General features: G+C 50.5%; 16 protein-coding genes. 5 read left to right on the forward strand and 11 right to left on the reverse strand.

Going from position 1 to position 17204, the window contains the following annotated elements; translation table 11 throughout:
* The first annotated feature begins 74 nt into the window (after nucleotides 1–74).
* From H3L95_RS09055 to dtd, 5 genes are all read left to right on the forward strand, one after another.
* Nucleotides 75–1208, forward strand: a complete 1134-nt coding sequence (locus H3L95_RS09055; protein ID WP_003759457.1) for a polysaccharide export protein — start codon at nucleotides 75–77, stop codon at nucleotides 1206–1208.
* Between the two features lie 162 nt (nucleotides 1209–1370).
* On the forward strand, nucleotides 1371–1817 hold the full coding sequence (locus H3L95_RS09060; protein ID WP_003759455.1) for an arsenate reductase/protein-tyrosine-phosphatase family protein: 447 nt from the start codon (nucleotides 1371–1373) through the stop codon (nucleotides 1815–1817).
* 51 nt (nucleotides 1818–1868) lie between these two features.
* A complete protein-coding gene (locus H3L95_RS09065; protein ID WP_003759453.1) occupies nucleotides 1869–4055 on the forward strand; it encodes a polysaccharide biosynthesis tyrosine autokinase in 2187 nt (728 codons plus the stop codon).
* A 548-nt stretch (nucleotides 4056–4603) separates the two neighbouring features.
* Nucleotides 4604–5998 carry a tetratricopeptide repeat protein gene (locus tag H3L95_RS09070; RefSeq protein ID WP_046398811.1) on the forward strand — a complete coding sequence of 465 codons (1395 nt, stop codon included), beginning with the start codon at nucleotides 4604–4606 and terminating at the stop codon, nucleotides 5996–5998.
* Between the two features lie 241 nt (nucleotides 5999–6239).
* Nucleotides 6240–6701: a D-aminoacyl-tRNA deacylase gene (gene dtd / locus H3L95_RS09075; protein WP_003759449.1), complete on the forward strand. Its 462-nt coding sequence runs from the start codon at nucleotides 6240–6242 to the stop codon at nucleotides 6699–6701.
* 244 nt (nucleotides 6702–6945) lie between these two features.
* Here the strand turns inward: dtd and H3L95_RS09080 are convergent, their stop codons facing one another.
* The 11 genes from H3L95_RS09080 to nuoI form a co-directional block, all read right to left on the reverse strand.
* A complete protein-coding gene (locus H3L95_RS09080; RefSeq protein ID WP_040668715.1) occupies nucleotides 6946–7245 on the reverse strand; it encodes a DUF2818 family protein in 300 nt (99 codons plus the stop codon).
* Nucleotides 7246–7373: 128 nt separating this feature from the next.
* On the reverse strand, nucleotides 7374–8816 hold the full coding sequence (gene nuoN / locus H3L95_RS09085; protein WP_003759444.1) for an NADH-quinone oxidoreductase subunit NuoN: 1443 nt from the start codon (nucleotides 8814–8816) through the stop codon (nucleotides 7374–7376).
* Between the two features lie 9 nt (nucleotides 8817–8825).
* A complete protein-coding gene (locus H3L95_RS09090) occupies nucleotides 8826–10322 on the reverse strand; it encodes an NADH-quinone oxidoreductase subunit M (RefSeq protein WP_003759442.1) in 1497 nt (498 codons plus the stop codon).
* A 224-nt stretch (nucleotides 10323–10546) separates the two neighbouring features.
* Entirely contained in the window at nucleotides 10547–11695 is a 1149-nt protein-coding gene (locus H3L95_RS09095; RefSeq protein WP_182096140.1) for a phospholipase D family protein, read from the reverse strand.
* A 58-nt stretch (nucleotides 11696–11753) separates the two neighbouring features.
* Nucleotides 11754–12074 carry a cupin domain-containing protein gene (locus H3L95_RS09100; protein ID WP_003759437.1) on the reverse strand — a complete coding sequence of 107 codons (321 nt, stop codon included), beginning with the start codon at nucleotides 12072–12074 and terminating at the stop codon, nucleotides 11754–11756.
* A 224-nt stretch (nucleotides 12075–12298) separates the two neighbouring features.
* The gene (locus H3L95_RS09105; protein ID WP_003741955.1) at nucleotides 12299–12604 is read right to left on the reverse strand and encodes a chorismate mutase; all 306 of its coding nucleotides are present in this window, start codon (nucleotides 12602–12604) and stop codon (nucleotides 12299–12301) included.
* Between the two features lie 218 nt (nucleotides 12605–12822).
* Nucleotides 12823–14847: an NADH-quinone oxidoreductase subunit L gene (nuoL, locus tag H3L95_RS09110; protein WP_003759433.1), complete on the reverse strand. Its 2025-nt coding sequence runs from the start codon at nucleotides 14845–14847 to the stop codon at nucleotides 12823–12825.
* Between the two features lie 317 nt (nucleotides 14848–15164).
* Complete coding sequence (locus H3L95_RS09115; protein WP_128887934.1) at nucleotides 15165–15617, reverse strand: hypothetical protein; 453 nt, start codon at nucleotides 15615–15617, stop codon at nucleotides 15165–15167.
* A 78-nt stretch (nucleotides 15618–15695) separates the two neighbouring features.
* Nucleotides 15696–16001, reverse strand: a complete 306-nt coding sequence (gene nuoK / locus H3L95_RS09120) for an NADH-quinone oxidoreductase subunit NuoK (protein WP_003759427.1) — start codon at nucleotides 15999–16001, stop codon at nucleotides 15696–15698.
* The gene (locus H3L95_RS09125; protein WP_003759426.1) at nucleotides 15998–16669 is read right to left on the reverse strand and encodes an NADH-quinone oxidoreductase subunit J; all 672 of its coding nucleotides are present in this window, start codon (nucleotides 16667–16669) and stop codon (nucleotides 15998–16000) included. The genes nuoK and H3L95_RS09125 overlap by 4 nt, the downstream gene beginning before the upstream one ends.
* Nucleotides 16670–16680: 11 nt before the next feature.
* Nucleotides 16681–17160, reverse strand: coding sequence for an NADH-quinone oxidoreductase subunit NuoI (nuoI, locus tag H3L95_RS09130; RefSeq protein WP_002216341.1), 480 nt, complete (start codon nucleotides 17158–17160; stop codon nucleotides 16681–16683).
* Between the last annotated feature and the right edge of the window lie 44 nt (nucleotides 17161–17204).

Here is a 17204-nt window from a genome sequence, read left to right on the forward strand (position 1 = left end):
AAAGCAAAACATTCCACAAAAAGGTCGTCTGAAAGTTTTCAGACGACCCCGATAAGACTGACAAGGATACCGACATGAAAAAACAGCTTGCCCTCATCAGCCTGTCCCTGATGGCACTGACCGCCTGCAACAGCAGCACCGTCATTCCCGGCTCCACCATCAACACACGCAACAAAACCATCGTTTACGAAAACGGCGAAACCGTAGCAGATACCAAATTCGACAAGCGCGTCGCCATCTATCCGATTACCTTCGGCCTCGTTGAAAAAATGCGCAAACCGCCAGTGTTGTCACAAAACAACGGTGCACTTGAGCGCAGCAAAGCCGCCTACCGCTACCACATCGGTAAAGGCGACGTATTGAACATCATGGTCTGGGCGCACACTGACCTCAATTCGCCCGTACAACAAAGCAACCCGCAAACCAACCAAGTCAGCCGTGGCGCATGGGTGGACGAAGGCGGCTACATCACCTATCCACTGGTCGGCAAAATCCAAGCGCAAGGCAAAACCATAGACGAGCTGCAAAACATCCTGACAGGTCGTCTGAAACGCTATCTTAAAAATCCCCAAGTCGCCATCAACGTAACCGAATTCCGCTCGCAACGCGTATCCGTTTCCGGCGCCGTCGGACAAGCAGGACAACTGCCGATTACCAACGTCCCCATGACCATCCTCGATGCCGTCAACCAAGCGGGCGGCGTGGCGCAAAATGCCGACACCCACAACATCAAATGGACGCACAACGGCGTTGACCGCACCATCTCCCTGCAAAACATCATGCAGTACGGCGATATGTCGCAAAACCACCTCTTAAGCAACGGCGACATCGTTTACGTTCCGAACAACAGCAACAGCAAAGTGTACGTTATGGGCGAAGTCGGCCGCCAAGCCACCCTGCCTATCGGCAACCACGGCCTGAACCTCACTCAAGCCTTGGGTGAAACCGGCGGCATGAACCAAGCCTTGGCAGACGCAACCGGCGTCTTCGTCATCCGCCGTGCGCCCGAAGATGCGGCCAAGCCTATCCACATTTACCAACTTAACCTGAAAGACGCGACCGCTTACGCCTTGGGCAGCGACTTCGACCTGCGTCCGAACGACGTTGTTTATGTGACTGCCGCCCCAGTTACCCGTTGGAACCGCGTAGTGTCGCAATTGACCAGCTTCGTCAGCAACGTCAACGCTATCGACAACACGTTCAAATAACCTGACGGCGCCTGACAGCACCTGCTGTCAGGCAAAACGGCAGGCCGGTTATTTATCGTCTGACGACATATAAACAAAACCCTTTCAGACCGACCAAATATCCGACCTCAAACCGTTTTATCATGATTTGACCCTATACAAGAAAAAAATACCGCTTCTCTTATGTTTCAAAATATTTTAGTAGTATGCATGGGAAATATCTGCCGCTCCCCGATAGCGGAGCGCATCTTGCAGAAAAAGCTGCCCGGACACCGTGTCAGTTCGGCCGGCATCAACGCATTGGCGGGAAAAGATGCCGACTTCCAAGCCATTAAAACCGCCCTTAAACACGGCGTAGTCGTTGCCGGACACACCGCCCGCCAACTGACTCCTGAAATGTGCAATGCAGCAGACCTGATTTTGGTGATGGAGCCGGCCCATATCGATATGGTTGCCGACATCCTGCCTTCCGCGCGCGGGAAAACCATCCTGCTCGCCCAATGGCTGCCCAAGAAAAACATACCCGACCCGTTCAAACAAAGCAGCGAAATGTTTGAAGCCGTATTCCAACAAATACAAAGCGCAGCCGAGACTTGGGCTGAAAAATTGAACGGACCAACCCCGGCATAACACTCACTTACGCCGGATTCAATCAATTAAATCCAAACAGAAAGCCTACTGATGTATAAACAATATCCGTCATCAGCATCCTCCAACAACGACGAAATCGATTTCGGCCAACAACTGCACAATCTGTGGCTGCACAAATCCAAAATCGCCACCGCACTGATTGCGGGCGGCTTGCTCGGTGCCGTTTTCAGCTTTGCGTCCACGCCTGTCTACCGCGCCGACGCCATGTTGGAAATCGAAACCAAACAAAACCAGATTCTGACCGAAATCAACAACATGCTTTCCAACGAGCCGGCGCCTTCCGAAGCCGAAATCGAATTGGTCCAATCACGCATGGTTATAGGTAAAACCGTTGATGAGCTTCAGCTTGACCAAGAAGTCAAAGCCACCTACTTCCCGGTTTTCGGCAACATGATTCACAACCTCAGCGGCAACGACGATCCGATTTTGAAAATCGGTACATTTACCGTTTCCGAAGAATGGATCAACAAACCCTTCAAACTGACCGTCAAAGACAGCAAAAACTATATCCTGACGCTCCCGAACGGTACAGCCAAAGAAGGCCGCGTCGGCACTCCGCTGAAAATCAATAACGAAACCGTTCTGAAAGTCGACCAAATCCTTGCCGAAACAGATCAGGATTTCGAGTTGACCAAGTTTTCCAAGCTCAGCGCCATCGAAAACATCAAAAACCAACTCTCGGTCATCAGCAAAGGCAAAACCAGCCCCATCATCAACCTTGCCTACACCGATGTTGATCCGAAAAAAACCAGCGCCGTCCTCAACAGCATCGCCGACAACTACGTCGCGCAAAACCGCGAACGCGACATTCAAGTCGCCTCCAGCGGCTTGGCGTTCATCAGCGAAGAATTGCCTCGTCTGAAAGAAACCCTGCAAGAAGCAGAAAACAAACTCAATGCTTACCGCGAACGCGCCGGTTCGCTCGACATTCCGCTTGAGTCCAAAGGCGCGCTTGAAAGCCTGACCAGCATCGAAACACAAATCACCCTGCTCAAAACCGAAGAAGCAGGCTTGGCGGAACTGTACACTCCGGAACACCCTTCCTATAAAGCCGTTTTGGACAAACTGGCGGTACTCGAACGCGCCAAGAGCAAAATCAACCAGCAAATCGCCGGCCTGCCCAACACCCAACAGGAAGTCATCCGCCTGACCCGCGACGTAGAAACCAACCAAGCGACCTACGTCCAACTCTTGGCGAAACAACAAGAACTCAACATCATGAAAGCCAGCGCGCAAGGCAATGTCCGCGTCGTTGACCATGCCTACACGCCGGAACAACCGATCGCCCCGCGCAAAGCCGTCATTACCGCATTAAGCGCGCTTGCCGCAGGCGCGCTCGCCTCCATGTGGGTCATGCTGCAAGGCCGTATGCGCCGAGGCATCACGTCGTCTGAAGAGATTGAAAACCTCAATCTCGAAGTCGCCGCCCTCGTACCCTACTCCAAAACCCAGCAAAAACGCGACCTGTTGAAACGCAAATTCAAATCCCTGACCGGCCGCTCCAATTATCTGCTGGCAAACGAGGACGCCTCCGACGTCGCCGTCGAAGCCATCCGCGCCCTTCGTACCAACATCTACTTCTCCATGCTGGATGCGCGCAACAATGTCCTCATGATTACCGGTGCGGCGCCGGAAGCGGGCAAATCCTTTATTTCCGCCAACCTCGCCACCGTAATGGCACAATCAGGCAAACGCGTATTGCTGATCGATACCGATATGCGTAAAGGCTATTTGGACCAACTGTTCAAACTGACGCCCGAATACGGCTTGGCAGACATCCTTTCCGGCCATGTCTCCCCTGCCAAAGCCGTCTGTGAAACGCGGATTGAAAACCTGCACCTCATCAGCAACGGCGGTTATCCTAAAAATCCGTCCGAGCTGCTGATGGACAGCCGCTTCACAGAATTGCTGGCAAACGCCCAAAAACGTTACGACTACGTGATTATCGACACCCCGCCTGTCCTCGCAGTGACCGACGCAACCATCGTCGGACAACTGGCAGGTACGGTTCTGCTGGTCAGCCGCTACGGCAACACCACCACCAGAGAGCTTGAAATCAGTGCCGACCGTCTGCGTCAGAACAAGATCAATATCAAAGGCGTCATCCTGAACGGCATGAAGCGCGAAGCCAACAGTATGTATGACTACTACGCCTACCATTCTCCGCAGGATGGCAAGAAACCGGTTAAAAAAGAAGCGCCGGAAAACAAAGCTTAAGCCGGAAACCAGCTGTTTACTGCCAAAAAGGTCGTCTGAAACGGAAAAATCAAGTTTCAGACGACCTTTTGTCATGCCTTTCAACAAACTCGATAAAAATCATCTTATTTGAGTTTAAGCAAGATAACGGCGTACCGATTTAAAGTTCGCCCCCTAGATTCACTGTACAATACCCCATCCCTTCAATCTTCAGATTGTTGTAAACAAAAGACAGCCTCCTGTTTCCTTTACAATCCATTGAAACTGACACAGCCTGCCAATCCACGCTAAACCGACCGTACCCTCTGCCCATCGCCGCCTGCAACCGGTTGCCACTCGATCCGATAAGAATTTATCTTATTGTTTATATTTAAAATTCTCAACACATCCAAACCACCATGCCTCTATTGAACTTCCATACCGCACAATATTAAGAGAAAATATAACTAACTGTATTTATTCCATTTACCGCCATTGCAAATAACTACCGATATTCTCGTCATATCATTAACAATAAATTACAGAAAACAGTATAATAACCAACCTAGTCCCTTTTCCCATTTCATCTTATGACTGCAGTACCCGACTCTTCCCGTACGCTCTCTGTCAAGCCGGCAAACAGAATGACCGCTGACACAGTCAGCCCTGCACTGCTGCCCCAACAGGCAGCAGGCAATCGGTACGCCGGTACTGCCTATCAAGTCAACAAAATCACCTACGTCTCCGGTCTGACACGCCTGGCAACAGCACCCAAGCCGCAACCCAAACCTGTCGAACTGACACCTGAAGAAGAATTCTCGCTATTGCAAAACAGCGAGCAGCAAGGCATCCCGACCGAACACCACTTATCTGCCTATACCCGCCTGGCCGAAGCAGGAATGCCGGAAGCGCAGCACGTCCTGATGCGCTTTTACCAAGAGCGCAACGAACCCCAAATGTACCACTGGGCGCAGCTTGCCTCAGCGCAAAACTCCGCCGAAGCCCAATACTGCCTTGCCTACCGCCACAGCCTGAAGCCTGATTTTGAAAGCGCATTCAAGTTGTACCGACAAGCGGCGGAACAAGGATTTGCCCCTGCACATTGGCAACTGGGAAAAATGTACTACCGCGGTATCGGCATGAAAGCCGACCCAGCCCAAGCCGAAATCCATTTACGGCAGGCAGCGGAAGCTGGGTTTATCGCTGCACAAGTTATGTTGGGTGACTTGCTTGCCGCGCAAAATCAGGCGGAATCCATGACCTGGTATCGGAAAGCCGCCGCAAAAGGCAGCGGGGACGCCGCCGCCGCTTTGGCGCAGCACAGCCTGACAGGCAAACTGACCGGACGCGATCCGCTCCAAGCCATGCGCCACACCCGTTTCGCCGCAGACCGACGCCATCCGGAGGCCTTGCGCATTATGGGCGACCTCTACCGCTACGGACTCGGCGTCAAAGCCGACCCGCACGCAGCGCACGACTATTACCACCGTGCTGCAACACTCGGCTGCGCCACCGCCATCCAAAAGCTGCTCAGTGATGCCGCGCTGCACAATCCCCAACAGTACGAACAAATCAGAGAAGCCGCCCTGTTTTTCCAAAAAACGGAACAAACCTTCCGCAATGCCGAAGCATGCCATTACGGCATAGGGACGGCAGTGGATTACGACCGCGCCAGAAAACTTTATCTGGAAGCCGCCGAATTCCATCACAAAAATGCCGCTGCCGCTTTGGGCAAATTGTATTATTACGGACAAGGCGTCGAAGCCGATTTCCAATCTGCCGCCCACTGGTTTGAAATCGCGGCGGAACAAGGCCACACCGAAGCACAATACTATCTGGCACGACTCTATTACCACGGGCAAGGCGTCTCCAGCCATATCCCTACCGCCTGCCGCTGGTTGCAGGCAGCCATCAGCGGCTGTTACGGAAATCCCGATGCCTTGCGCCCCCTGTTGGCAAAATGGCAAAAAGAAGCAAGCCGTTAAACCTGACGGCATCCCGCTATAAAATCCAAACTTATATAGTAAATTAAATTTAAATCAGGACAAGGCGAGGCAACGCCGTACTGGTTTAAAGTTAATCCACTATAAAACAAATGGCTCTAGACCAACAGAAATACTCTGTTAGACTAGAGCCAATCGTTTTCAGACGACCTCCACCAGACAAATCAACATCAGTCAGCGAAATCATCCACCTTGCTGCACTACCCCTATCCGAGGAAACCCCATGCGCGCCGTTATTCAAAAAGTAAGTCATGCCCAAGTTGACGTCCTGAGCGAAAGACACCGTGAAACCAGCGGCAAAATCAGTCACGGCTTTTTGATTCTTTTAGGCATTACACACGATGACAACGAGGCCGATGCCTCCTATATCGCCGACAAAATAGCCAATTTGCGCATTTTTGAAGATGAAGCCGGAAAATTGAATCTGTCGCTTAAAGACACGGGCGGCTCAGTCTTGCTCGTTTCACAGTTCACTCTCTACGCCGATGCGCGCAGCGGTCGCCGCCCCTCTTTTTCCGCAGCCGCCCCTGCCCGGCAGGCAGAATCCCTGTATCAACGCACCGCCGAATTATTGCGCGCCCACGGTCTGACGGTAGAAACCGGCCGCTTCCAAACCCATATGCAGGTTTCACTCTGCAACGACGGTCCTGTCACCTTGTTGCTGGATTCCAAAAAACTGTTTTAAAACAAACACGATCAACCGCATATTGACCAAAATTCAGATAAGACAACAAAGGCTTAGGGTAAAAATATAGTGGATTAACTTTAAACCAGTACGGCGTTGCCTCGCCTTAGCTCAAAGAGAACGATTCTCTAAGGTGCTGAAGCACCAAGTGAATCGGTTCCATACTATCTGTACTGTCTGCGGCTTCGTCGCCTTGTCCTGATTTAAAGTTAATCCACTATAACGCTGAGGTCGTCTGAAAAACTTATTCGCGGTTGCGCGCGTGCCAGAAATAACGCCACACGAAGCAGGGGAAGGCAAATATCAGGTAAAGGCAGATTACAGTAGCGTAAAACTCCCAGTCTTGATGCTGTACCGCGCCGGCACGGGATTCGAGGATGTAGGCGAGGACGGCGGTCCATATGAAGCCTGCCGCCAATTCGACGAGGTGATGCCCGAAATGTTTGCGCTTGAGCGGAAACACGCCGAAAAATTTGGTGGTAACGAAGGGGGCATTGGCGAAGATGAGTGCCAATACCAAAAGGATGTACATGGATGCGGTCATGATGTATGTGTCTTTCTGTTTTCAGACGACCTCTTTGATTCAAAGGGTCGTCTGAAAAAACAATCTTGGGCTGCGTATCTTAACAAAAACGGCAGCCTCTGACACGGCTGCCGTTTCGGTTTATCGCCTTACAAAGTGTTTTCCAAAGCCTTTGCGCACCAGTCAATCATCGTTTGCGGCATAACGCCCCACAAAACCAACAAGAACGCGTTGACGCTTAGGAAGAATTTGGCGGCATAGTTGCTGCCGATGGGTTGGTCATGAGTGGGTTCGTCGAAATACATGACTTTAACCACACGCAGGTAGTAGAACGCGCCGATTAAGGACATAACGACCGCGAAGACCGACAACCAAACGTAATGGAATTTCAGCAACACCATGATGACGCCGAATTTGGCGTAGAAGCCCATCAGCGGCGGAATACCTGCCATAGAGAACATGACCAGCAGCATCAGTAAGGCAAACCAAGCATGACGTTGGTTCAAGCCTGCCAAATCTTTGATTTCTTCACACTCGATATTGTCGTTGGACAATACCATCAATATGCCGAAGCCCGCAGCCGCCATCAAAGCGTAAGTAATGGCGTAATACAGACCCGCAGTAGAGCCGATTGAGCCTGCCATAAACGCCAGCAGGATAAAGCCCATGTGCGACACAGTCGAATAGGCAAGCATCCGTTTGATATTGGTCTGCATAATCGCGGCAAGATTACCGACCACAAGCGACGCAACGGCAAGGACGGCAAACATAGGCGCCCAGTATTGATGCACTTCGCCAAAACCGGTCAGCAAAATACGGAAGGCAAACATCACAGCGGCGATTTTCGGCGCCGTACCGACAAACGCGGCGACGGATGTCGGTGCGCCGTGGTACACGTCGGGCACCCACATATGAAACGGCACCGCGCCCAGTTTGAACGCTACCGCCACAACGATAAACACCAGCCCCAGTTTCAACAGCCATTCGTTGGCAAGCTCGCTATAAGACGACGCCAAAACAGTGGCAAACTCCAGCGAACCCGTCGCGCCGTACACCATCGAAATGCCGTAGAGCAGCAGGCCGGAAGCCAGCGCGCCCAAGACGAAATATTTGAGCGCGGCTTCGGCGGAACGACCGGAATCGCGGCGCAGGGCAATCATGGCGTAAAGCGACAGCGACAAAAGTTCCAAACCGATGTAGGCGGTCAGGAAATGCGCCGCGCTCACCATCACGCTCATGCCTAACAGGGCAAACAGCGACAAAGTATAAAACTCGCCTTTAAAAATACCGCGCGCCTGATTGTACGGTTTGCTGTAAATAAACAGCCCGAAGGTCAGCCCGTACAGCACCAGCTTGGACAGGCGAGACATACCGTCGGCGATATACATCCCGTGAAACGCCAGCGTACTGCCCTGCTCCCACACCGCCAGCTGCGTAACCGCTACGATAATAACGGTTCCCAAGCTCATCAGATGGGTCAGATAGCGGTTTTTATCGCTAATCCACAAATCTGCCAGCAATACGGCAATCAGCAGCGCAAACAGCACGATTTCGGGCATGGCAGGCATTAAGTTCAAATCAATCAAGTTCATTCGCACACCTCAAATCTTGCTTTGCGCCACATGGGCAATCAAATCGTTTGCCGCCTGATGCACCACTTCGATAAACGCCTGCGGATACAGGCCCATACCCAATACCGCAACCGCCAAAATCGCCAGAATCGCAAATTCGCGGCAGTTGATGTCTTTCATATCGGCAACGTGCGGATTGCCGACCGCGCCGAAAATCACGCGCTTATACATCCACAGCGTGTAAGACGCACCGTAAATCAGCGTCAGCGCCGCCAGCGCGCCCACCCAGAAATTCACTTTGACCGCGCCCATAATCACCATAAACTCGCCCACGAAGCCCGAAGTCGCCGGCAGACCCGCGTTTGCCATCGCAAACAGCATCATAAACGCCGCAAACTTGGGCATCACGTTCACCACGCCGCCGTAATCGGCAATATTGCGCGTGTGCAGGCGGTCGTACATCACGCCGATGCACATAAACATCGCCGCCGACACGAAACCATGTGAAATCATCTGGATAACCGCGCCTTTCAACGCCCAGTCGTTCAACTGCCCGTTAATGAACAAGAACATCCCCAAGGTAACGAAACCCATATGGCTGATGGACGAATACGCCACCAGTTTTTTCATATCGGTTTGCACCAGCGCAACCATGCCGATATACACCACCGCAATCAGGCTCAACACGATGATGACCGGCGCGAAATAGCGCGACGCGTCGGGCAGAATCGGCAGGATGAAGCGCAAAAAGCCGTATGCGCCCAATTTCAGCGTAATCGCCGCCAACACCATCGAACCGCCGGTCGGCGCCTCAACGTGGGCATCCGGCAGCCAAGTATGCACGGGGAACATCGGCACTTTCACCGCAAACGACAGGAAGAACGCCACAAACAAAAGCTGTTGCACGCCCAGCGGAATCTGTTTGATGTTTTGGAAATCCTCAATCGAAAAGCCGCCCGCCTGGTAAGACAGGTACACAATCGCCACCAGCATCAGCAACGAACCCATCAGCGTATAGAGAAACAGCTTCACCGACGCATATACGCGGCGCGGACCGCCCCACACACCGATAATCAGGTACAGCGGAATCAGCATACCCTCGAAGAACACATAAAACAGCAGGGCATCCCGCGCTGAAAACGCGCCGTTGATCAGGCCCGACATGATTAAAAACGCCGCCATATACTGCGCCGGACGTTTCTGAATCACTTCCCAACCCGCCAGCACCACCATCAGCGTGATAAACGCGTTCAGAATGACAAACAGCACCGAAATACCGTCCACACCCAGCGAGTAGTTGATTCGCAAAAGCGGAATCCACTCGTGGAACTCGGTAAATTGATAGCCGCCGCTCAAACGGTCGAAACCCGTAAACAAGGGCAGCGTTACCAAGAAACCGGCAAGCGCACCGATTAAAGCGAGCACGCGGGCAAGCGGCGCACGGCTGTCCGGCCCCGTCGCCAAAACCAGCACGCCCGCAGCGATGGGTATCCATATTGCCAAGCTGAGTAGGTAGTTGGAAAACATAGTGGTTAACCTGTGGTTAAAATAAAAATATAGTTGTATGGGTTGGTTTTTCAGACGACGTTTTAAGAGGTCGTCTGAAAAAGGTTATGTGTATTTTGTGTATGGCGGGATCAATAAAAAAAACGTACATCTGCCGTCATTCCCGTGTAGGCAGGAATCCAGCAGGTAGGTTGGTTCTAGATCCAACCTATCCCTCCTCCACCTTAACTTCATCCAATCAAGGATTATTTCCGATACTTGTCTTGGATTAAAACATCTAATTCAGCCAAATTTTTAATTTTTGATTGTTTGACCAATACAGCTCTTAACTTCATACTCAAATCAATATATTTGGAACCTTCACTTGCTCCATGCGCCGAACGAAACTTGTTGTCTTTGTCTCTTAAAAATTTTTCTACGGGGTCATTGAGTAATGGATATTTATCAGGATACTCTTGGCAAAGCATTTCAGAAAAAACCGAACGACGAGTAGAAACTCCACATTCTTTTAGCCAATCAATTTGTTTGGCAACAACACTATCTTTATCAGCAGATGGTGCATCAAAAACTGCTTGGATAGCGCAACATAATTTTCGAAAATCTGAAGACTTACCCTTCCTCGTCCATGTTTTATCTTGAAAACGATTACCTATCCCTTTACCTTTATTCTCATTCTCCCAGAACCATAATTTATTAAATTCCACATAAAAATCATCATTTCCTATCTCTCCACTAGCACATTGATTAATAAGATTTTTTAATTTTTCACGCACAGTTTGATGATTTTTCATCTGTATTCTCCGTGCTTTAATCAATTCTTGATTATAAGGTGGTATTTTCAAAGATAATCCGTCTATTGCTGATCTACTAGAAGCTGATTTCTTATAGCTAACTTCAGCTTCTTTATATCCCTTAAGCCAATCTTCCGATACTGGGATAGATTTCATCGCAATTTCATCAGCCCAAGATTTGACTTTTATAAAATCCTGCTCAGAAATTTTAGTCAAAATATTTGCTTCATAATTGCTATTAAACGCAGCATGAGTCAAATTTGAAGAACCGATTAAAGCATAATATTCATTCTTATCATTCTTCCAAAATACAGCTTTAGGATGAAAACCCTGAATGCCTTGAGCTACCATCAATGTGAATTTCAAATGGGACGGAAGCCATTTCAACACTTTCCGAATAGCCTCTTTTTTAGACAATCCGAAATCTTGTCCAAAAATAAATTTAAACTCTTGCAATTTGCTATTGAGCTTATTTTTTACATCCCAATGAGTGAGATACGCAGAGAAAATATACAGCTCTACTGCCTCTGAAACAGCTTTCTCATATATTGAAATCAGTTCCTTATCATTTGATGTATCTGAATGTAAAAACAACTGCGTCATCTCTTCTTACTCCAACCTACAATTCCATTGCAGCCTGAAACCCTCTTTTCAGACGACCTCAAACACTGCCTTCTTTCTCGATCACCAAAATCCGCGCTTCGCCGCACGGATGGGCGACGTGTTCCGTGCCGATTCCTGCGTAGAAGATGTCGCCGCTTTTCAACCGAACGATGTGTTCTTCGCCGTTTTCTCGGTAGTGCATATCGACTTCGCCGTCCATCACGGCAAACACTTCCTCACCGTCGTTGACGTGCCATTTGTAGGGCTGGTCCGTCCAGTGCAGGCGCACGGTAGTGCCGTTCATATTGGCGATGTCGAGTGCGCCCCACGCTCGGGGAGCGGTAAATTCGGCGGAGCGGATGGTGTGCGTATCGGGCATTTTCTCGCCTCTTTGATTCTGTATCTAGATAAACCTGTCGATACAACTGTTTCTTAAATCCCGTCATTCCCGCGCAGGCGGGAATCCAGAACGTAGATTTTAGGAAACCTTTTTCCTTGACAGGTTTATGAGCCGATGGGTCTGGATTCCCGCCTGCGCGGGAATGACGGCAGTCGGCAAATTCCGTATCTATCCAAGTAAATCAATTATGACCGAAATGTTGGCTACGCCCCGTCGGTACGGTTGGTTTCCATCTCCAGTTTAATGAACGCATCAATCATGCTGCGCCAAACTGCTTCGGCTACTTCGGGCGACAAACCGGCCTTTTCGGCGTAGGCACGGCGCGAGGCAATCACTTGAGCCACCCGTTCGGGCGCGGAAACCGCCTGCACATCGTTTTTAGGTTTCAGACGGCCTGCCTGCCGTACCAGCTTCTGCCGGCGGGCGAGCAATTCTATTAATTCCTTGTCCAAACCGTCGATGGCTTCGCGGACTTCGTCTAGGGTTTGCGGTAATTTGTCTTCAACCATTGTTTCTCGTGTTTCCTTTTTCAGACGACCTAAACGTCGTCTGAAAATCTCATCCTTACCTGCACAATCCCGATATGCCGTAAGTCGGATTCTCGAATCCGACACGCTGTACTATTTTCTTTTTCGTATCGGATACAAGTATCCGACCTACAACTCGAATGGTTCTTTTTCAGACGACCTCTAAACCGACTACGGACAGGTCGTCTGAAACTCTGCCTTTATCTGAACAAGCCCCAGAAGGTCATGCCGAGCAGAACCAATACGCCGAACACCATAGCGGCAGCGTAGGTGTAGATAAAGCCAGTTTGGGCTTTGCGTACCTGCGCGGCAATCGCGCCGACCAGTTTGGCGGAGCCGTTGACGATGCCGTTGTCGATAATGGCGGTATCGCCGACTTTCCAAAAGAAGTTGCCCAATGCGCGCGTGCCTTTGGCGAAGACGTTGAAATACAGGGCGTCGAGGTAGTATTTGTTTTCAAACAAAACGTAAACCGGACGGAACGCCTGCGCGATTTTGGCGGGCAGGTGCGGCAGTTTGACGTATAAAAGCCATGCGCTCAATACGCCTGCGATAGCGAGATAGAGGACGGGCGAATGCAGGCTGTGCGACACCATCGCCAATGCGCCGTGGAACTCTTCCTTCATGATGTGCATGGTCGGATGCGCGTCGGCGTTGACGAAAATCACGTCTTTGAAGAAATCGCCGTAGAGCATGGGTTCGATGGCGATGTAGCCGATGATGACGGACGGAATCGCAAGCAGAATCAGCGGCAGGGTAACGACCAGCGGGCTTTCGTGCGGATTGTCGTTTTTGCCCAAGCCGTGATGTTCTTCGCCATGGTCGTCTGAATGGTGTTCGGGCAGGCTGCGCCATTTTTCTTCGCCGTGGAACACCATAAAGTATTGGCGGAACGCGTAAAACGCGGTAACGAACACGCTGGCGAGGACGGCGAAATAGGCAAAGCCGCTGCCCGGCAGGGTGCTGTATTTCGCCGCTTCGATAATCGAATCTTTGGAGTAGAAGCCGGAGAAGAACGGCGTACCAATCAGCGACAAGTTACCTATCAGCATGGTCAGCCAAGTAATCGGCATGTATTTTTTCAGATTGCCCATGTGGCGCATGTCTTGGTCGTGGTGCATACCGATAATCGCGCTACCCGCCGCCAAGAACAGCAAGGCTTTAAAGAAGGCATGGGTCATGACGTGAAACATCGCCACGGAATAAGCGGACGCGCCCAGAGCCACGGTCATATAACCCAGTTGCGACAGGGTGGAATACGCAACCACGCGCTTGATGTCGTTTTGAATCACGCCTAAGAAGCCCATAAACAGGGCGGTAATCGCGCCGATAACCATAATGACCGACAGCGCGGTACTGCTCATTTCATAAATCGGCGACATACGCGACACCATGAACAGACCCGCCGTAACCATCGTCGCGGCGTGAATCAATGCGGAAATCGGCGTCGGGCCTTCCATCGAATCGGGCAGCCAGACATGCAGCGGGAATTGTGCCGATTTACCCATCGCGCCGACAAACAAGAGCAGACAAGTTACGGTAATCAAAGACCATTCCACACCGGGGAAAAGCTGGATGGTGGCATTTTGTACGTTGGGCAGATAGGCGAATACGTCCTGATAGCGCAGGCTGCCGCCGAAATAGGCAAGCACCAAGCCGATACCGAGCAAAAAGCCGAAGTCGCCGACACGGTTGATCAAAAAGGCTTTCAGGTTAGCAAAAATCGCGCTCGGACGTTTGAAATAGAAACCGATCAAGAGATACGATACCAAGCCCACCGCTTCCCAACCGAAGAAGAGCTGGATGAAGTTGTTGCTCATAATCAGCATCAACATGCTGAATGTAAACAAAGAAATATAGCTGAAGAAGCGTTGGTAGCCGACTTTTTCATCGTGCATATAGCCGATGGTGTAGATATGCACCATCAACGACACGCCCGTTACCACGACCATCATCATCGCCGTCATCGTATCGACCAAGAAGCCGACGGAAAAATCCAAACCGCCCATCGTCAGCCAGGTATAGACATTCTCGTCAAACTTGGCGCGGCTGCCGTCGATAAAGCCCCACAGCACATAAGCCGACAGTACGGCGGACACCGCCACGCCGAGTATCGTAACCGTATGCGCGCCGGCACGTCCGATTTTATTGCCGAACAAACCCGCAATCAGCGAGCCTGCCAAAGGCACGAGGGCAATGATGAGATATAAAGTCATGTCGTTCATTTTGGATGAACCTTTTTGATTTTAGGAGTTTTCTAAACTTCAGACTGCCCGAAAGTTTTTTAGATTGGCTTGCCAATTCAATACTTTCAAGCTGTCTTCGTATCTTTATTAATGGGTTTTCAACCCATACTGCACGCTAAATACTCAAATCTGATAAAGCTGTCCTTCAAGACAACGGGCTTTAATTGGTTATGTTATTTTTTCGTCGGGGTTAGCCCAACCTACCGCATCAGGTCGTCTGAAACGGTCTGAAATCGCTTTTCAGACGACCTCTATTCTTCCAGATTGACCATCAGTTTTTGTCTAACGGTTTTTGTCTAACGGTAATCGTTACATACTTCTATTTTCAGAGAACGCCAAAATTTTTTTGGGCTAACACCCTCTCTTTTAATGAAAAACTGGTCATCAGCATAAAGCAACATATCTATCTCTTTACCATTTTGTGTAAGGCTATAAAACTCACGACTCGGGTCGCCAAAATCGTCTTTATATTTAGCCAACTTCATGCCGTTATCCAAATATATTTTTTGTTTGACCAGTCGGTAAGTACCACGTCGTACCTTTCCAGACTCACCCTCTCTCTGCATGCAATATTGACGATTTGGAAATAAGGCAACAGTCACATGGTTTATTTTGCTTCCAGGAGGCCCCAAAAACGGATTTAGATATAACCCTGCCGGACGGCTGCTTTTAGCCAGCGCAATGCTAGAAGAGCAAGCGATCAAAAAAGCTAATAAGCCTAGCTTGGCATAATTCGATATATTTCTCATTTTTTATATTGGTTGGCGACCATACACTTGTAAACATATTGGGAAGAGGATCTGCATTTTCAGACGACCCCTGTCTCCCTACCCTTTCAACTCGTCCAAATCGGCAACATTAATCGTTTTTCTGTTACGGTACACCAGCACCATAATTGCCAAACCGATGGCGGATTCGGCAGCAGCGACGGTTAATACGAAGAATACGAAAATCTGTCCGGCGGTATCGCCCAGATGCTGCGAGAAGGCGATAAAGTTGAAGTTCACCGCCAAGAGCATCAGCTCGATAGACATCAGCAAGACCAGCACATTTTTACGATTCATAAAGATGCCCATCGCGCTGATACCGAACAGGAGCGCGCCCAATACCAAATAATGCGTCAAGGTAATCATGCTTTGCCCTCCTCTTTCGGCTTGAGGTCGTCTGAAACTTCGTTTTCTTCCGCAGATTCGGTTTGCGGTTTCACGGCTTCCATTTTCACCAAGCGCATACGGCCTTGGTCGGCGCGCACTTTAACTTGGTCGGCAGGATCCATACGTTTCGGATTGGTGGTTTTGCGGTGAACCAGCGCAATCGCCGCCACCATACCCAACAGCAGCAATACTGCCGCCAGCTCAAACGGCAACAGGTATTCGGTATAAATACGGCTGCCCAAATCGCGGATGTTGTTGTAGTCGGCGGGAACGTCCTTCATCAAGCCGAACGCGGCAAGGTCAGTTTTCGGGTTGACCAGAATCAGAATCAGCGCAACCGCCAACAGCGTACCGACCACACCGGCAACAGGCGCATGACGCCAGAAACCGGCGCGCATTTCCTCGATGTCGATATTCAGCATCATCACGACGAACAGGAACAGCACCATCACTGCGCCGACATACACGACCACCAGCGTAACGCCCAAAAACTCCGCCTGCATCAGCATCCAAATCATCGCGCTCACGCAGAAGGTCAGCACCAGATGCAAAGCGGCATGGACAGGGTTTTTCGCGGTAACGGTACGCAGCGCACCGTATAGGACGATGGCGGCAAGGATATAGAACAGAATCGCGGAAAAAGTCATTCGTCTGCTCCTTAGCGGTACGGCGCGTCGGCGGCTTTGCGCTTGGCGATTTCGGCTTCGTATTTGTCGCCGATTGCCAAGAGGATCGGCTTGGTCATGTGCAAGTCGCCTTTTTTCTCGCCGTGGTATTCAAAAATATGCGTTTCCACAATCGCATCGGTCGGACAGGCCTCTTCGCAGAAGCCGCAGAAGATGCACTTGGTCAGGTCAATGTCGTAACGCTTGGTGCGGCGCGTGCCGTCTTCGCGTTCTTCCGATTCGATGTTGATCGCCATTGCCGGACACACCGCCTCGCACAATTTACATGCAATGCAACGTTCCTCACCGTTCGGATACCGCCGCTGCGCGTGCAGACCGCGGAAACGCACGGATTGCGGCGTTTTCTCTTCGGGGAAATAAATCGTGTCTTTGCGGGCGAAAAAGTTCTTGAGCGTTACGCCCATGCCTTTGACGAGTTCGCCGAGCAAGAAAGTTTTTACTAAATTAGCCATATTCTGTTCCCTCAAAACAGGGATTCCGTTAAATATTCAAAACT

Source organism: Neisseria sicca (assembly GCF_014054945.1).
Taxonomy (GTDB): domain Bacteria; phylum Pseudomonadota; class Gammaproteobacteria; order Burkholderiales; family Neisseriaceae; genus Neisseria; species Neisseria sicca.